This is a genomic window from Candidimonas nitroreducens, assembly GCF_002209565.1.
Taxonomy (GTDB): domain Bacteria; phylum Pseudomonadota; class Gammaproteobacteria; order Burkholderiales; family Burkholderiaceae_B; genus Candidimonas; species Candidimonas nitroreducens.
In genome coordinates this window covers 83,197-98,984 of record NZ_NJIH01000013.1, presented here as the reverse complement: position 1 = coordinate 98,984, position 15,788 = coordinate 83,197, and the positions used below count along the sequence as shown (strand labels likewise).

Below are 15,788 nucleotides of genomic sequence, written 5' to 3'. Positions count from 1 at the left end.
CACGCAGACGATGCCGCAAACTCGAGAAGCTCCGCTGTACTCCACCTTGTCCCCGACCGACGTGCGCTCCGTCATCATCGGCCTGATGCTTGCCATACTGCTGGGCGCGCTGGATCAGACCATCGTCTCGGTGTCGCTGCCCATGATGGCGGCCGATCTGCAGGGCGTGGATCTGCTGGCCTGGGTGGTGTCGGGCTACCTGATCGCGGTCGCCGTTGCCACGCCCATCTACGGCAAGCTCGGCGACCTGTACGGGCGCCGGGTGATGCTGTCCTCGGCCATCATCATATTTTTGCTGACATCCATCGCCTCGGCCATGGCGCCCAGCATGCCGTTCCTGGTGGGCGCCCGCATCCTGCAAGGCCTGGGCGGCGGCGGCCTGATCTCGGTGGCCCAGGCCATCATCGCCGACGTGGTGGCGCCGCGCGACCGCGGCCGCTACCAGGGCTATATCAGTGCGGCCTTTGCCGTGGCCAGCGTCACCGGCCCCGTGGCGGGCGGCCTGCTTACCACATATCTGTCCTGGCGCTGGGTGTTCTGGATCAATCTGCCGCTGGGCCTGGTCGCCCTGCTGTCTTCGCGCCGCGCGCTGGCGCTGCTGCCGGTGCCCAACGTCAAACGGCCCATCGATTTCCTCGGCGCCGTGCTGCTGATCGTGGGGCTGGCCACCTTGCTCATAGGCATTACCCGGGTCGGCCAGGGCGCGGCCTGGCTCGACCCGCTCAACAGCAAGTTGTTCGGCGTGACCCTCGCCGCCCTGCTGGCATTTTATTGGCAGGAGCGGCGCGCGGAAGAACCCATTGTGCCGCTGCGCATGTTCAGCAACCGCACGGTCAATGTGTCCTGCGCCATCCTGTTCATCGCCTTCATCGAGGTCGTGTCGCTGTCGGTGCTCATCCCGCTGCGGCTGCAGATGCTCACCAAGGCCGGCGCCGACGGCTCGGCGCTGCAGCTGGTGCCGCTCAGCCTGGCCATACCCTCCGGCGCCTATATCGGCGGGCGGCTGATGACGCACCTGGGCCGCTACAAGCACCTGCAGATGTTCGGCGCCCTGCTGGTGCCGGTCGCGGTGCTGGGCCTGGCCTTTCTTCCTCCCGATGCGGCGCTGCCCACCATGGTGTGCATGGCGATCACCGGCCTGGGCATAGGCTTGCAGCTGCCCACGTCCACGGTCGCCGTGCAGAACGCCGTCGAGCACCGCTACGTGGGCATCGCCACCGCGGTCTCGGCCTTCTGCCGCTCGCTGGGCGCGGCCATGGGCATTGCCGTGCTGATGGCGCTGCTGCTGGCGGCCCTGCAGGCCGACGCCCCGGCCTCGGCCGCGGGGTTCTCGGGCGCCGAAATCATCAAGGTTCTGATCGGCGATGCCCAGGTGCACGTGGATGCGATGATCAAGGCCCAATTGGCCGGCAGCGCCGTGGAAGCGTTCCGCAAGATTTTCTCGGTGGCGGCGGGCATAGGATTCGTCGCCTTCGTCCTGAGCACGCTGGTACGCGACGAGGCCCTGGGCGAGCGGACGCCGGTCGAGCGCCCCCGGCCGGCCCATTGACCCTGGCCCGGTGGCCGGCGCCGCGGGTGTGCGCCGGCCCTCGAATCGCCCCCGCCAGTACACGCACCCGCCACCCGGCCGCTGCCCGCGCAGCCCGCCGTCCGCAAATCTGCAATAATTGCGCCACTTCTTCCGCCGCCTCCACATGTTCGACATTTTCTCCGGCCTGCACTTCTGGATAGGCTTCAGCCTGGTGCTGGCGCTGGCATTCGTGCTGGCCTTCGAATTCATCAACGGCTTTCACGACACGGCCAATGCCGTGGCCATGGCGATCAGCACCAAGGCCATAGCGCCGCACCTGGCCGTGACCCTGTCGGGCATTTTCAATTTCCTTGGCGTGCTCACCGGCGGCGTGGGGGTGGCCTACGCCATCGTGCACCTGCTGCCGGTGGAACTGCTGGTACATATCGACACCGGCCACGGCCTGATCATGGTGTTCTCGATGCTGGCCGCAGCCATCGCCTGGAATCTCGGCACCTGGTATTTCGGCATTCCCTCCTCCAGCTCCCATACGCTGATCGGCTCGATACTGGGCGTGGGCATTGCCAACGCCTGGCTCACGCACACGACGGTGGCCAACGGCGTGAACTGGGGCAAGGCCCTGGAGATCGTGCTGTCGCTGGTGATCTCGCCCATCATGGGCTTCGTCCTGTCGGCCCTGCTGCTGTGGGCGGCGCGGCGCTGGAAGCCCGGCTCGAAAATGCACCGGACTACCGAACAGCGGCGCGAAATCGACGGCAAGAAGCACCCGCCGTTCTGGAACCGGCTGGTGCTGGTGCTGTCGGCCCTGGGCCTGAGCTACGTGCACGGCTCCAACGACGGCCAGAAAGGCATAGGCCTGATCATGCTTGTGCTGATCGGCATCGTGCCGGCGCAGTTCGTACTGAACCTGAACGCCACCAGCTACGACATCGACTACACGCGCAATGCCGCCACCCACCTGGAACAGATCCTGGAGCGCAGCGACCCGGCGCTGCAGCGCCAGATTCTGCGGCAAAGCGTCACGGTCACCGACGCCCCGGCCTGCGACCCGCGCAACACGGGGCGCACTACGGCCACGCTGCTGCAAGACCTGCAGGGCATCGATAATTACGGCGCGCTGGCCGGCGACAAGCGCGTCGCGGTGCGCCGCTACCTGCTGTGCCTGGACAACACCGCCAAGACCATCGAAAGCATGGCCGGACTGTCTGCTCCGGAACGCGCCGACCTGGCGCGCGTGCGCAAGGATCTGACCGCCACCACCGAATATGCGCCGGTCTGGGTGATTGCCGCGGTCGCGCTGGCGCTCGGCCTGGGCACCATGGTCGGCTGGCGCCGCATCGTCCAGACGGTCAGTGAAAAAATCGGCAAGCAAAGCATCACCTACGCCCAGGCCATGTCGGCCCAGCTGACCGCGGTGGCCTCGATAGGCCTGGCCAATATCTTCGCCCTGCCTGTTTCCACCACCCACGTACTGTCATCGGGCGTGGCGGGCACCATGGTGGCAAACGGCAGCGGCGTGCAGGGCAAGACCGTGCGCAATATTCTGCTGGCCTGGGTGCTGACGCTGCCCGCCGCCATGTGCCTGGCGGCTGCGCTATTCCTGCTGGGCATGAAATTCGCCTGAAGCGGCGCCGCCTCAGGGGCTTCCGGGCGGCCACCACAGAAGTAAGGGGCCGCCGGCGGAGGGCTCTCCGGGCGCCCCACCGTGTAGCCGAAGATACGTTTAAGTCAATATTCAGCTTCACACGCGGATAATGCTTCGTTGCGCATTTTTTGCACATTATCTTCCCCATATTATTTCGGCTCGAACCGAAAGGGCAGGCCCGGCATGCTGGTCGCTGAAAACCTAGAAACAGAAATCGTCGCCATCGTCGAATCGGTCATACTCAAGCCCGTCGCCGCCAACGCCTCGCTAGTCAAGTCCGGCCTGGTCGATTCGATGGCCGCCGTCGACATCGCGCTGGCCATCGAAGAACAGTACGGCTGCGGCATCCCCGCCCCGGAAATCGCCGAAATCATGGAAACCGTGCAGAGCATCTGCCTCTATGTGGCGGCACACGCTTAAGGGCCTGTACCAGCATCTGCTCGCCGCACTGACCGCCGCCGGCATTGCCCTGCTGGCCTACCTGGGCCTGAATTCCTACCTGACGCACAGCCTGCATCCCCGCGCCACCGACGGCCTGGATGTACGGGCGGGCATCTACCTGCCCAATATGGGCGACAACTGGAACGAGCAATCGGTCAACTTCGTGCGCATGGGCCAGGCTCTGGCCGACGGCACGCTGGTCGTCATGGGATCGTCGGAGCTGTCGCGCCACGGCCTGCGCTTCGTGCCCTACCGGTTTTTCCCCACCGAACTGGGCGTGCCCACACTGGCCTACGGGCACGCCAAGCTGCAATCCTACGGCATATTCCGCGTGCTGCAGTCCTTGTCGGCCAGCTTCACGCCGCGCACCAAGCTGGTCATCATGCTTTCGCCCGCCTGGTTCGCCGCCGAAGGCGAGCTGCCCTCCAGCGCCTTTGCCGAACATATTTCCGGCCCGGTGCTCGACAGCCTGTGGAGCCGGCCGCCGGCCCGCGACGGCCTGATCTACTGGGTGCGCCACCACGAAACCTGGGGCATACTCGGCCTGCTCGCACAGGCGCGGCTGGCCACATTGCGCGACAAGCTGCAGATGTGGCTGACGGGTCGGCCGATCGCCAGCGGCGCGGCCTACGACCCGACTCCGGCGGCGCGGGCGGCCACGCGCCATGCCGCCCTCCCCGTGCCCAACGCGCTGCCGCAGGCCGACTGGCCGCGCCTGCTGGAGGAGGCCCGCGCCACGGGCCGCCTGCTCAGCGGCGCCAACCCGTACGCGGTGCGCAACCATTACTACCGTACCCACCTGTCGCTGGTTCCCGACCCGACCCACCAGGAATTCGCCCGCGGCGACCCGCTGGCCGCGCGCGAATTCACCGACTTGTCGCAGCTCATGGAATACCTGGCGCACAAGCAGGTGCGGGCCTTCTTCATCATGCAGCCGCTGAATTCCAGGCTGGTGCTGGATACCGAGAGATTCATACCCACCGTGCACAGCATCATGGCCATGTGCAGGCGCTACGGCATGGCGTGCCTGAACATGTACCCGCTGCGCCCGGTGCCGGGCATCTTCAACGACGACATGCACCTGGGGGAACTGGGCTGGGCCTTGGCCGACCAGGCCATAGACGAGCATTTCGCGTCCGACACACCCTGGAAGCCGTCAACGCCATGAACATCATGACCGCCTCGAACGCCGCGAACGGCATGCAACTCCCGGCATGAAACGCTATCTCTTCCTCGTCTGCCTGTACCTGGGCCTGATCGCGGTATGCCTGCTGCAGGCGCGCGCGCCGTCCGACCTGGGCGGCCCGATCAAGGTCGAGTACGAGTACCAGCAGTTCTGAACCGCCCGGCGCCCCACCCCACATGGAACTGTACGCAAGCTTCGACTTCTTCCTCTACGCGCTGCTGGCCGGCCTGGGCGTGTCGCTGGCCGGGCGGGCGGCCGCATGGGCCAGGCTGCCGCTGCGCTATCCGCTGGCCTGCCTGGGCCTGCTGACCGCCGCGCTGGTCTTCCAGCAGCGGCCGCTGCAGCCGCTGATCGTGTTTGCCGTCCACGCTCTGGCGCTGTGGCTGTGCCGCCGCAAGCTGATCGCCACCCGGGTGGCGGTGGTGGCAACCATGCTGCCGCTGCTGCTGGTCAAGACCCACGCCCTGGGCTGGCTGGGCATGCTGGGCCTGTCGTTCATGACCTTCCGCGCCGTGGACGTGCTCTTGTTCGCCCACGGCAACGAACGTATCCACCCTGTCGACTACATCACCTACCTGTTCTTTCCGCTGACCCTGCTGGCCGGGCCCATGTACCGCTGGCGCACCTTCCAGGCCGATCTGCACAAGGGCTATGCGCAGGTCAATATGGGCCACTGGCGTGCGGGCTACGAGGCGCTGCTGCTGGGCCTGATCCAGAAGTTCGCCATCGCCCACCTGGTCTGGGTCGCCGGACTGGCGCGGGTGGCGCCCGACGACTACAGCCTGCGCGGGGTGCTGCTGAACACCGTGCTGTACAGCGTCTACCTGTATTTCGATTTCGCCGGCTATTCGAACATGGCGCTGGGCCTGGGCAAGATGTTCGGACTCAACCTGCCGGCCAATTTCAACAACCCCGTGCTCAGCCGCAACCCGCAGGATTTCTGGCGTCGCTGGCACATCAGCCTGTCGGAGTGGCTGCGCGACGTGGTCTTCATGCCGATCTACAAGGCGCTGTCCAAGGACGCCTTCTTTTCGCAGCACCGCTACGCCGCCCAGAACATCGGCATCTTCGCCACGCTGTTCTGCATGGGCATCTGGAACGGCCTGCAATGGCACTACATCGTCAGCGGCATCATGTTCGGCAGCTACTCGGTCATCCACAACTGGCTGCTGCGGGCCGCGCGCGAGCGCCCGGCCCTGCAGCGATGGCTCGCGACCCGGCCCGCCCGCCTGCTGGGCCGGGCGCTCACCCTGGCCTCGGCGATGCTGGCGCTGTACGTGTTCAGCGGCCGCAGCCCGGTGTGAGGCGCCACGGCCCGCACACGCGACGCGCAGGCGGCCCATCCCGCAGCCGGCATATGGCCATATATCTACATTGAATCTACATAAATAAAGAGGCCCTCATGTATTTCGACCTGCACGAAATGCAATTCGCCGACGTCGCACTGGACGGCGAGCGGCTCGCGGTAGCCGGCAGCGACCGCGGCCTGAGCTGGAGCGCGCTGCGCGAGCAAGCCGGGCTATGGGCGCAGCGCGCCCGCAGCCTGGGCGCGGGGCCGGACGTGCCGATCGTGCTGTCCGGCCACAAGCAGGCTGCCTTTTTCACCGCCATGGCGGCCTGCCTGATGCTGGGCGCGCCCTTCGTGCCGGTGGACAGCATCTACCCCGAAGAGCGGCGCCGCCGCATCACGGATCTGGTCGGCGCGCCGCTGATCTACCATGCCGGCACGGACGCGTTCGAGACGACCACTAACGCCGCAAAGCCGCTGGCCGAAAAAGGCCTGGCGTATGTGCTGTTCACCTCGGGCAGCACGGGCGAACCCAAGGGGGTGCAGATAGGCCGCGAAAGCGTCCGGCTGCTGGCGCAATGGATGCAGGCCAGCTTCCGGCTGGGCGCCGCACCCGTCTTCATGAACCAGGCCCCCTTCAGCTTCGACCTGTCCATGTTCGAGGTGTTCGGCACGCTGTCCCAAGGCGGCACTTGCGTCCTCAACTCGCGCGAGCAGATCCCGGACGGCCCGGCCTGGCTGCAGCACCTGGCGCGCGAGCGTATCAGCTGCTGGGTATCCACGCCTTCATTCGCCCACCAGCAGCTGCTGAACAAGGAATTCTGCACCGCCGGCCTGCCCTTGCTCGACACCTTCCTGTTTTGCGGCGAGGTGCTGCCGCATGCCCTATGCAGGCGGCTCAAGCAGCGCTTTCCGCAGGCCCGCATCCTGAACACCTACGGCCCCACCGAAGCCACGGTCGCCACCACACTCATCGAGGTCGACCAGGCCGTGCTGGACGCGCACCCCGTGCTGCCGGTGGGCTACGCCAAGCCCGACTGCGAGATCGAAATCCACGACGGAGAAATCTGCATCGTCGGCGAGCACGTCATGCGCGGCTACCTGAACCAACCCGAACTGAACCAGGCCAGGATGTTCCGCCATCCCAACGGGCGGCGCGGATTGCGCACCGGCGACCTGGGCCGCCTGGACGACGATGGCCTGCTGTGGTGCCTGGGGCGGCGCGACGACCAGGTCAAGCTCAACGGTTACCGCATCGAACTGTCCGAGATCTCGCTGGCCCTGCAGGCGCTGGACGAGGTGAAGAACGCCATCTGCCTGGCGCTGCGGCGGCCGGATCACACCGTGGTGCGCCTGATAGGTTTCGTGGAAATGGTTCGGGGCACGAACGTTCAGGGCACGAACGTCCGGGGCACGAACGTCCGGGGCACGAACGTCCGGGGCGCGAACGTTCAGGGCACGAACGCCCGTGACACCAACGCCTGGGGCGCGGGCGCCTGGACACCGTATCCCGCCGCCAGCTGGAAGCCGGCACTGGAGCGCCGTCTGCCCTCCTACATGCTGCCATCTGAAGTCGTGACGGTGGATGCCTTCCCCATGTCGGTCAATCACAAGATCGACGGCAAGGCGCTGCTGGAAGGCTATTTGCAGAATCCGAAGCAATAGGCCGGGGCGCTGCAGGCCATCAGCCATGCGAGGCGTGGCGGTTGTCGCGGCCCAGCCCGAGCATTTCTTCCAGGCCCCGCACCAGCGCGGCGAGCCTGGGCGGCACGGCGCGGGCCAAGTCCTGGAACGAGCCCGCCTCGGCGGGCAGGCCGCAATTGAAAACAAATAACTGCGAATTGACCGGCTGGCGCATCGGCACCGCAAAACCATACGAATGCGCCCGCCATTCCCTGTCGCTGCCGCAGTAGCCCAGGCGCCCGAAATCGCGCAGCGCGCGCTGCGCGCCCTTTATGCTGCCCGCATATTGTTCCGGCGCCTTGACGCGCAGGCTGTTGAGCACGTCTTCGCGCTCGCGGGCAGACGCGCCGCTCAGCCAGGCGCGGCCCGCCGCGGTGGCAAGCATGGGCAAGGTCGAGCCGATATCGGGATGCGCCCGCAGGCTCTCGTTCGCCCTGGCCGTTTCCACATAAAGCATGTCGATTCCGTCGCGTATCACCAGCGATGCCGCGCCATTGATTTCGCGCGCCAGCTGCGTCAGCAGCGGCCGTGCCATCTGCCTGATCTGCATGCTGGCCAGCAGGGGATGCGCCAAGGTCAGCAGGCCGAAGCCCAGCAGATAGCGCCCCTTTTGCGCCGGGTCGCGCCGCAGATAGCCCAGCCGGATCAGCGTGGCGGCCAGGCGTGCGACGGTGGGCCGGGGAATGCCGGTGCGCTCGGCAATATCACGGTTGCGCAAGCTGGGCTCGCCGGGCCGGAAAGCGCCCAGCACATCGATGCCCTGAGCGGCGGTGGAGGCGAACTGTGGATCCGCGGCTTCCGGAGTGAGCGCCTTCCAGCGATTCATGCCGCGCCTCCCAGCCGCGCCACATCGGCCGCGGCCCGCAATAAATCGCGCCCAGCCACGTCGGCAATGGGCCGGCCGTCCAGCCGCGCCACGGTGATGCCGCAATTGAGTATCAGCGGCCCCTCGTTGACCTCGATGTCCAGCGGTACGGCAACGGCGTGCACGTCCGCGAACCACGCCCCTTCCGAGACGCAATAGCCCAGACGGCCGTATTGTTCCCGCGCAGCGTGGAAGATTTCGTCCGGATCCGGCAAGCCGGCTTGCGCTGCGCGCAGCAGATCCAGAGCCTGCGCGCGCGCGCCGTGCCGTGCGCCGCAAAGCCAGGCCCGCCCCATGGCCGTCGCCAGCAGCGGCAGGGACGCCCCCAGATCGGGGCGGAACGACGCCAAGTCGTGGCTGCGGTTGGTCTCGATATAGACCATGCGCGTTCCGTGCCTTACCCCCAGCGACACCGTGCCCCCCGTTGCCGCGGCCAGCCGCCGCATGATCGGGCGCGCCTGCTGCCTGACGGGAATCCCCGCCAGCAAAGGATAGCCCAGCGACAGCACCCGCGAACCAAGGCGGTAGCGGCGCAGCTCGGCGTCGTAATTCAGCAGCCCGCGCAGCGCCAGCGTATAGGTCAGCCTGGAAATGGTGGCCTTGGACAGCCCGGTGCGGGCCACCAGGTCTTTGTTGCTGAGCAGCGGCTCGCTGGTGCGAAAGCATTCCAGCACCGAAAACCCGTGCGCCAGCGTCGTGGCGAACGAAGGGTCGGTGGCGGTAGCGGCTGGCCTGGCTTTGCTCATCGATGGGTGCTTCCGTGTGTATTAGCGGTCTATTGGCGGTCTATTGGCGGTCTATTGGCGGTCTATTGGCGGTCTATTGGCGGTCTATTGGCGGTCTATTGGCGGTCTATTGGCGGTTTATTGGCGGTTTATTGGCTGTCTGTTGGCTGTGCCCAGCGGCCATGCCTAAGCGACCGGCCGGCCGTGGAATCGGCGGCAGGATCGGCGCCGTCCCGCATATGGCACGCGCCAGGCAAGGGCAGACACCAGCGGCGATCGCATCGGCATGATCGCACCGATTGCACGGCACGCCAATTTCTTTACGTTCAATATATCAAAACTTCTGCACCCATACTTTAAACACATTGCTACGCTTGACGCAAATACCGGCAAGCGCGCCACAAGGCTGCAAGCCGCAATCCTCCCCGACCTCAGGAACCCGCCATGATCCGCGACAAGGACAGCTTCGACCCGTTTCTTGATTCTCTCCGTGCATTCGTACGCGAACGGCTGGTGCCCAACGAAGAGCGCGTCGCCCGCGAAAACGCCGTGCCCGACGAGCTGGTCGCGGAAATGGCCGCACAACACATGTTCGGCTATTCCATCCCCGAAGCATACGGCGGCCTGGGCCTGACCATGGAAGAACTGGCGCTCGCGGCCATAGAGCTTTCGCAATGCTCCGTGGCGTTCCGCGCCCGGGTCGGCACCAATACCGGCATCGGCTCCGAAGGCCTGGTCGCCGACGGCACCGCGCAACAAAAGCAGCGCTACCTGCCCGACCTGGCGGCAGGCAGAAAGACGGCCTCGTTCGCCCTGACCGAGCCCGAGGCCGGCTCGGACGCCACCGCGCTGAAGACCTCGGCACGCCGGGATGGCGACGATTTCGTGCTCAACGGCACCAAATGCTTCATCACCAACGCGCCGATCGCCGACCTATATACCGTCATGGCCCGCAGCGATCCCGACAAGCCGGGCGCGGGCGGCATTTCGGCCTTCCTGGTAGAGCGCGGCACCCCCGGCCTGTCGGTCGGCAAGCCTTACGACAAGATGGGCCAGGCCGGCTCGCCGGTATCCGAAGTGCACTTCGACAACTGCCGGGTGCCCGCCGCCAATCTGGTCGGCGGTCTCGAAGGACATGGCTTCAAGACCGCCATGAAGGTGCTGAACAAGCAGAGAATCCATCTGGCGGCGCTGTGCATCGGGCCCGCGATACGCATGCTCAACGACGCCATGGCCTTCGTTGCCGGACGGCGGCAATTCGGCCAGGCCCTCATGAACTTCCAGCTGGTGCAGGCCATGATCGCCGACTGCCAGACGGAAATTCAGGCGGCCCAGGCGCTGGTTCTGCAAACCGCGCGCCAGCGCGATGCGGGCGAGGACGTCACCATGAACGCCTCCATCTGCAAATACTTTTCATCCGAAATGTGCGGCCGCGTCGCCGACCGCTGTGTCCAGATGCTGGGCGGCTACGGCTATATCGCCGACTACGGCATGGAAAGGTTTTATCGCGACATAAGGCTGTTCCGCCTGTACGAGGGCACCAGCCAGATACATCAACTGACAATCGCCCGGCACAGCCTGAAACAGGCCGGCCACCCCGTGGGCAGGTAGCGTGCGCCCGATCCCGCAGCATCGGCCCGCGCCTGCCCGATAAAGACGACTGCTCCCCTACCCGTCCGCCTCCATGGACAGCACCCACTCATACCCCGAAGGAGACATCTCATGCGACACCTCGACAAACTGCTGATCGCGGCAGTCGGCCTCTTGCCCTGCCTGGCCAGCGCCGCAGACTACCCCGCCAGGCCCATACATCTCGTCGTGCCCTACGCGGCCGGAGGCGGCACCGACACCGCCGCGCGGATACTGGCGAAGAAGCTGACGATCCGTATCGGCCAGCCGGTGATCGTGGAAAACAAGGCCGGCGCCGCAACCCAGATCGGGACGCAATACGTGGTTCGCTCTGCCGCCGACGGCTACACCTTGTTGATGGGCACCGCCAACCTGGGCACCAACCCCGCGTTCTACAAGCACATGAACTATAACGTGCAGAAAGACCTGGTGCCGATCGTGCAGGTCACGGATGTGCCGGTCTACATATTCGCCAGCACGCAGGGCCCGATCAAAGCTTTCGACCAGTTGCTGGCCGCGGGCCGCTCTGCCAGCGGCCTGTCGTACGCGACGGCGGGGGTCGGCAGTATTCCGCACCTGACCGCCGAATTGTTCAAGCGCGCCGCGCACCTGAAGCTGCAGCACGTGCCCTTCAAGGGCAGCTCCGAAGCCGTCATAGCGGTGTCCAGCAACCAGGTGCCCATCAGCTTCGACAACCTCGCCCCCGCGCTGGGCCAATTGAAGGGCGGCCGGATCAAGGCGCTGGCGATTGCCAGCGAACACCGCAGCGAGGCGCAGCCGCAAGTGCCGACGCTGGCCGAGCTGGGATACCCGGTATCGGCCTCGTCGTGGTGGGGAGTCCTGGCGCCCAAAGGCACCTCCCCGGAAATCATCGCGCGCCTGAACCGGGAAATCAACGCCGTCGTCCAAGATCCCGAAGTGCGGAAATATTTCCTGGAACAAGGCATGCACCCCGTGGGCGGCACGCCGCAGGCCTTCGCCAAGCACATCGCCGACCAGACCACCAAATGGCAGGCCATCGTCACCAAGGCGGGCATCAAGATCGGCGGCTGAAGCAACAGGCAGCCATGGCCCCGAAAGCCATGGCGCGATTCCGCCGCAGCAATACCAAGGGCGCGAACCAAGCGCAATGCGGCCTCCGCCGTCCACGACATACACATCCCCTGGCCATGAAACCGACACCCTCCATTCCCCCGTTCAAGGCATACAGGCTGCATGCCGCCGGCGCGGCCCCGCGGGCAGAGCTGGTCACGCTCGGCATCGACGAACTGTCCGCGGGCGACACCATCGTCCGGGTCGCGTACGCCAGCCTCAACTACAAGGACGCGCTGGCCGCCGCCGGCAAGGGAAATATCGTCCGCGACTACCCACGCATCGGCGGCATAGACCTGGTGGGGCACGTGGTCAGCTCGCCCGATCCCACCCTGCACGAGGGCTGTGCGGTGATCGTGCACGGGCTCGGCGTCGGCGTCGACCACGACGGCGGGTTCAGCGAATACGCACGCGTGCCGGCCGCATGGGCCCTGCCGCTGCCCGCCGGCCTGTCGCCCATCGACGCGGCAACCCTGGGCGTGGCGGGCTATACCGCCGCACTGTCCCTGCACTGGCTGGAACACTGCGGGCTCACGCCGGACGCGGGCGAGGTGGCGGTCAGCGGCGCGACCGGAGGCGTGGCCAGTGTCGCCATCGACATCCTGAGCCAGCGGGGCTATGCCGTCTGCGCCATTTCCGGCAAGCCCGAGGCAAAGGACTATCTGCTGGGACTCGGCGCCCGGCGCGTGATGGCCTATCCCGACGCCGCAACCGTCAAGCCGCTGGGCAGCGGCCTATGGGCCGGCGCCATCGACTCCGTCGGCGGCAAGACCCTGGCCTGGCTGCTGAGCACGACCCGCAACGAAGGCGCGGTGGCGGCCTTCGGCAATGCCGGCGGCATGGCATTGGACATCACCGTGTTTCCCTTCATACTGCGCGGGGTGAAACTGCTGGGCATAAACGGCAACAGCCCCATGGAGCTGCGCCGGAACATCTGGCGCAAGCTGGCCGGCGCCTATCGCCCCCGGCATCTCGAGCGCATGCGCCGCGTCATCGCCCTAGAAGACATAGGCGGCAGCCTGAACGACATGCTCGAGCGCCGCCATTCCGGACGCACGGTGGTGCGGATGTGACGCGCGGCGCCCGGCGGCACCCGCGCCGCCCGCCGATCAACGCAACGCGGCACGCGGCACACCGAAGCAAGCACGCCAAAATACTTATATCCGCCATGACTACAGATTCCGCATCGCTGCAAACCCTGTTCTCGCCCGCCAGCATCGCCGTAGTCGGCGCATCCAACACGCTGGGGAAAGTGGGCGCGACGCCTATCCAGCTATTGAAGCAATACGGCTACCCAGGCCGCATCCTGCCCGTCAACCCCAAGGAACACGAAGTGCAGGGCCTGGCATGCCACGCCACACTGGGGCACATCGAACAGGACATAGACCTGGCCATACTGGCACTGCCGGCGCGCCACGTTTGCGAAGCCCTGGAACAAGCGCGGCCCGGCCAGATCCGGAGCGCCGTGCTGTTGAGCTCGGGCTTCGCGGAAACCGGCCCCGAGGGCCGCGCCGCGCAAGCGCGCCTCGAGCGACTCGCCGGCGAGCGCGGCATACGGCTGCTGGGGCCGAACTGCCTGGGCTTCATGAATATGCGCGAGCGCGTCTATGCAACTTTCAGCCCGGCACCCCTGAAGGGCGCGGCGCCGCTCGGACACGTCGGCATGGTCAGCCAGAGCGGCGCATTCGGCGCCTACGCGTACACCATGGCGAAGCAGCGCGGGCTGGGGCTTTCCTTCTGGGCCAGCACCGGCAATGAAAGCGACGTGACGGTCGCCGACTGCATAGAATGGCTGGTTGCAGATCCGGCCACGCGGATCATCATGGCCTACATGGAAGGCTGCAAGAATGGTGAAAAGCTGAAGCGGGCGCTGGACGCGGCGGCTCGCGCCGGCAAGCCCGTAGTCGTCACCAAGATCGGCCGCACCGCCTCGGGCGCCCGCGCGGCGGCTTCGCACACGGCGGCACTGGCCGGCGACGATGCCATCTATGACGCGCTGTTCCGGCAATACGGCGCGATCCGCGCCCGCAGCATAGAAGATTTTTTCAACATCGGGCATGCGCTCAGTGTCTGGGGGCGGCGCCCGCCGCAGGCCAGTGTGGGCATCGTGTCCATTTCGGGCGGAGTCGGCGCGCTGATGGCCGACGAAGCCGACGACGGCAAGCTCGCACTGCCCGCGCTTCCGCCCGAAGCACGCCGCAAGCTGCTCGACCGCACCGCGTTCGCCAGCGCCGACAACCCCGTCGACGTTACCGGACAGGCCGTCGCCGATCCGGCCGTGCTCCAGGAAACCATCGTCGGCATGCTGGATACCGGCCGCTACGGGGCGCTGGCCGTCTTTCTTGCCGCGGCCGGCTCTACCGACGCGCTATGGCCCCATATATGCGAGCTGGCGGATGCCGCGCGCCGGCACCCCGATGCCCGCCCGCTGGCCTTGTGCGCCCTGCTGCCCGACGAGAAGCGGGCCGAGCTCGAGCGGCGCGGAGCCATGGTTTTTTCCGACCCCAGCGCGGCGATACGCACCATCGCCGCCGCGCGGCCGCGCATCCAGGCCAGCCCGCAGGCGCCACAGGCAGCCGCAGTCGAACTGCCCGCGGGCGCCGGCGCTCTCGACGAGGCGCAGTCCATGCAGGTACTGGCGCGGGCAGGCGTTCCGGTAGTGAACAGCAAGGTGGCGCATTCAAGCGCCGAGGCCGCCAAGCTGGCGGAACAGGCGGGCTGCGCGCTCGCAATGAAAATTCTTTCGGCCGACATCCCGCACAAGAGCGACGCCGGCGGCGTGCGCCTGGACGTCAGCGGCGCCGGCGATGCGGCGCAAGCTTACGACGCCATCCTCGAAAGCGTCGGGCGCCACGCGCCCGGGGCGCGCATCGACGGCGTCCTGCTGGCGCCCATGATCAAGGACGGAACGGAGTGCATCATGGGCGTGCACGTGGATTCCGTCTTCGGCCCCGTGGTCATGTTCGGCCTGGGCGGGATCTTCGTGGAAGTGCTCAAGGACGTGAGCTTCCGCCTGGCGCCGTTCGACGTGGCGCAGGCCCGCAGCATGATCGAGGAAACCCGTGCCCTGGCCCTGCTCGAGGGCGCGCGCGGCCAGCCTCGCGCGGACATCGATGCCATTGCACAGGCGCTCTGCGCCCTGTCGCAGTTCGCCCATGCGGCCCGCGACCGGCTTGCCTCGGTGGACGTCAACCCCTTCGTCGCCCTGCCCGCGGGTCGAGGCGCAATGGCTCTGGATGCTCTGGTGGTGCTGAAGGCCTAAAACCCGTTGACATTACCCCCTAGCCGGCACGACAAGCCCTGGCCTCAGGAATTACGCAGCATGTCGATGCGGCGCCGATCGCGCTTGGTCGGGCGGCCCGCGGCGATGTCGAGCGCGGGCTCGGGCGCCAGCCGCCGCAGCTCGGCCGCACGTTCGCGCGCGGCCACGCTTTCCGGCGTTTCTTCATACAAGCCGCGAGCCACCGCGGCCGGCCCGCGTACCGCACTCAGCGCACGCACCCGCACATGGATGGGTGGGCCGTCCTTGCGCACGGTAACGAGCTCGCCCACGGCCAGCTCGCGCGCCGGCTTGGCGGGCTGCTCATTGACCAGCACCCTGCCCTTGCCGATCTCCTGTACCGCCAGGCTGCGCGTTTTATAGAAGCGCGCCGCCCACAGCCACTTGTCGAGACGGATACGATCCATGGCAATCGCTCCTGCT

General features: G+C 66.7%; 14 protein-coding genes. 11 read left to right on the top strand and 3 right to left on the bottom strand.

All coding sequences use genetic code 11. The features are described 5' to 3' along the window. Window positions 1–10 precede the first annotated feature (10 nt). From CEY11_RS21100 to CEY11_RS21070, 7 genes are all read left to right on the top strand, one after another. A complete protein-coding gene (locus CEY11_RS21100) occupies window positions 11–1,549 on the top strand; it encodes an MDR family MFS transporter (RefSeq protein WP_088605401.1) in 1,539 nt (512 codons plus the stop codon). 145 nt (window positions 1,550–1,694) lie between these two features. Beyond that, on the top strand, window positions 1,695–3,155 hold the full coding sequence (locus tag CEY11_RS21095) for an inorganic phosphate transporter (RefSeq protein WP_088605400.1): 1,461 nt from the start codon (window positions 1,695–1,697) through the stop codon (window positions 3,153–3,155). Window positions 3,156–3,359: 204 nt separating this feature from the next. After that, complete coding sequence (locus CEY11_RS21090; RefSeq protein WP_088605399.1) at window positions 3,360–3,596, top strand: acyl carrier protein; 237 nt, start codon at window positions 3,360–3,362, stop codon at window positions 3,594–3,596. Next, window positions 3,577–4,785 carry a D-alanyl-lipoteichoic acid biosynthesis protein DltD gene (locus CEY11_RS21085; protein ID WP_088605398.1) on the top strand — a complete coding sequence of 403 codons (1,209 nt, stop codon included), beginning with the start codon at window positions 3,577–3,579 and terminating at the stop codon, window positions 4,783–4,785. Before CEY11_RS21090 ends, CEY11_RS21085 begins: the two co-directional genes overlap by 20 nt. A 46-nt stretch (window positions 4,786–4,831) precedes the next feature. Next, on the top strand, window positions 4,832–4,957 hold the full coding sequence (locus CEY11_RS25975; RefSeq protein WP_088605397.1) for a hypothetical protein: 126 nt from the start codon (window positions 4,832–4,834) through the stop codon (window positions 4,955–4,957). A 22-nt stretch (window positions 4,958–4,979) separates the two neighbouring features. Beyond that, window positions 4,980–6,107: an MBOAT family O-acyltransferase gene (locus CEY11_RS21075; RefSeq protein ID WP_088605396.1), complete on the top strand. Its 1,128-nt coding sequence runs from the start codon at window positions 4,980–4,982 to the stop codon at window positions 6,105–6,107. A gap of 98 nt (window positions 6,108–6,205) precedes the next feature. After that, the gene (locus tag CEY11_RS21070) at window positions 6,206–7,756 is read left to right on the top strand and encodes an AMP-binding protein (RefSeq protein WP_088605395.1); all 1,551 of its coding nucleotides are present in this window, start codon (window positions 6,206–6,208) and stop codon (window positions 7,754–7,756) included. 19 nt (window positions 7,757–7,775) lie between these two features. Here CEY11_RS21070 and CEY11_RS21065 read toward each other — a convergent pair whose 3' ends face one another. Both CEY11_RS21065 and CEY11_RS21060 read right to left on the bottom strand, forming a co-directional pair. Beyond that, window positions 7,776–8,600, bottom strand: coding sequence for an IclR family transcriptional regulator (locus CEY11_RS21065; RefSeq protein ID WP_088605394.1), 825 nt, complete (start codon window positions 8,598–8,600; stop codon window positions 7,776–7,778). Further along, window positions 8,597–9,385, bottom strand: a complete 789-nt coding sequence (locus CEY11_RS21060; protein WP_088605393.1) for an IclR family transcriptional regulator — start codon at window positions 9,383–9,385, stop codon at window positions 8,597–8,599. Before CEY11_RS21060 ends, CEY11_RS21065 begins: the two co-directional genes overlap by 4 nt. A 423-nt stretch (window positions 9,386–9,808) precedes the next feature. Here CEY11_RS21060 and CEY11_RS21055 point away from each other — a divergent pair, with 423 nt between their 5' ends. The 4 genes from CEY11_RS21055 to CEY11_RS21040 all read left to right on the top strand — a co-directional run bounded on the left by CEY11_RS21055 (window position 9,809) and on the right by CEY11_RS21040 (window position 15,347). After that, window positions 9,809–10,975, top strand: coding sequence for an acyl-CoA dehydrogenase family protein (locus tag CEY11_RS21055; protein WP_088605392.1), 1,167 nt, complete (start codon window positions 9,809–9,811; stop codon window positions 10,973–10,975). A 111-nt stretch (window positions 10,976–11,086) separates the two neighbouring features. Continuing rightward, complete coding sequence (locus CEY11_RS21050) at window positions 11,087–12,046, top strand: Bug family tripartite tricarboxylate transporter substrate binding protein (RefSeq protein ID WP_088605391.1); 960 nt, start codon at window positions 11,087–11,089, stop codon at window positions 12,044–12,046. A gap of 116 nt (window positions 12,047–12,162) precedes the next feature. Then, window positions 12,163–13,158 (top strand): acrylyl-CoA reductase family protein, encoded by a 996-nt coding sequence (locus CEY11_RS21045; protein ID WP_088605480.1) that lies wholly within the window; start codon window positions 12,163–12,165, stop codon window positions 13,156–13,158. A 95-nt stretch (window positions 13,159–13,253) separates the two neighbouring features. Continuing rightward, window positions 13,254–15,347, top strand: a complete 2,094-nt coding sequence (locus tag CEY11_RS21040) for an acetate--CoA ligase family protein (RefSeq protein ID WP_088605390.1) — start codon at window positions 13,254–13,256, stop codon at window positions 15,345–15,347. A gap of 44 nt (window positions 15,348–15,391) precedes the next feature. Here the strand turns inward: CEY11_RS21040 and CEY11_RS21035 are convergent, their stop codons facing one another. Continuing rightward, window positions 15,392–15,772 (bottom strand): RNA-binding S4 domain-containing protein, encoded by a 381-nt coding sequence (locus CEY11_RS21035; protein WP_088605389.1) that lies wholly within the window; start codon window positions 15,770–15,772, stop codon window positions 15,392–15,394. Between the last annotated feature and the right edge of the window lie 16 nt (window positions 15,773–15,788).

Coding starts and splice junctions, on each gene's coding strand:
- CEY11_RS21100 (WP_088605401.1), top strand. CDS start 11: ATGCCGCAAACTCGAGAAGCTCCGCTGTACTCCACCTTGTCCCCGACC.
- CEY11_RS21095 (WP_088605400.1), top strand. CDS start 1,695: ATGTTCGACATTTTCTCCGGCCTGCACTTCTGGATAGGCTTCAGCCTG.
- CEY11_RS21090 (WP_088605399.1), top strand. CDS start 3,360: ATGCTGGTCGCTGAAAACCTAGAAACAGAAATCGTCGCCATCGTCGAA.
- CEY11_RS21085 (WP_088605398.1), top strand. CDS start 3,577: ATGTGGCGGCACACGCTTAAGGGCCTGTACCAGCATCTGCTCGCCGCA.
- CEY11_RS25975 (WP_088605397.1), top strand. CDS start 4,832: ATGAAACGCTATCTCTTCCTCGTCTGCCTGTACCTGGGCCTGATCGCG.
- CEY11_RS21075 (WP_088605396.1), top strand. CDS start 4,980: ATGGAACTGTACGCAAGCTTCGACTTCTTCCTCTACGCGCTGCTGGCC.
- CEY11_RS21070 (WP_088605395.1), top strand. CDS start 6,206: ATGTATTTCGACCTGCACGAAATGCAATTCGCCGACGTCGCACTGGAC.
- CEY11_RS21065 (WP_088605394.1), bottom strand. CDS start 8,600: ATGAATCGCTGGAAGGCGCTCACTCCGGAAGCCGCGGATCCACAGTTC.
- CEY11_RS21060 (WP_088605393.1), bottom strand. CDS start 9,385: ATGAGCAAAGCCAGGCCAGCCGCTACCGCCACCGACCCTTCGTTCGCC.
- CEY11_RS21055 (WP_088605392.1), top strand. CDS start 9,809: ATGATCCGCGACAAGGACAGCTTCGACCCGTTTCTTGATTCTCTCCGT.
- CEY11_RS21050 (WP_088605391.1), top strand. CDS start 11,087: ATGCGACACCTCGACAAACTGCTGATCGCGGCAGTCGGCCTCTTGCCC.
- CEY11_RS21045 (WP_088605480.1), top strand. CDS start 12,163: ATGAAACCGACACCCTCCATTCCCCCGTTCAAGGCATACAGGCTGCAT.
- CEY11_RS21040 (WP_088605390.1), top strand. CDS start 13,254: ATGACTACAGATTCCGCATCGCTGCAAACCCTGTTCTCGCCCGCCAGC.
- CEY11_RS21035 (WP_088605389.1), bottom strand. CDS start 15,772: ATGGATCGTATCCGTCTCGACAAGTGGCTGTGGGCGGCGCGCTTCTAT.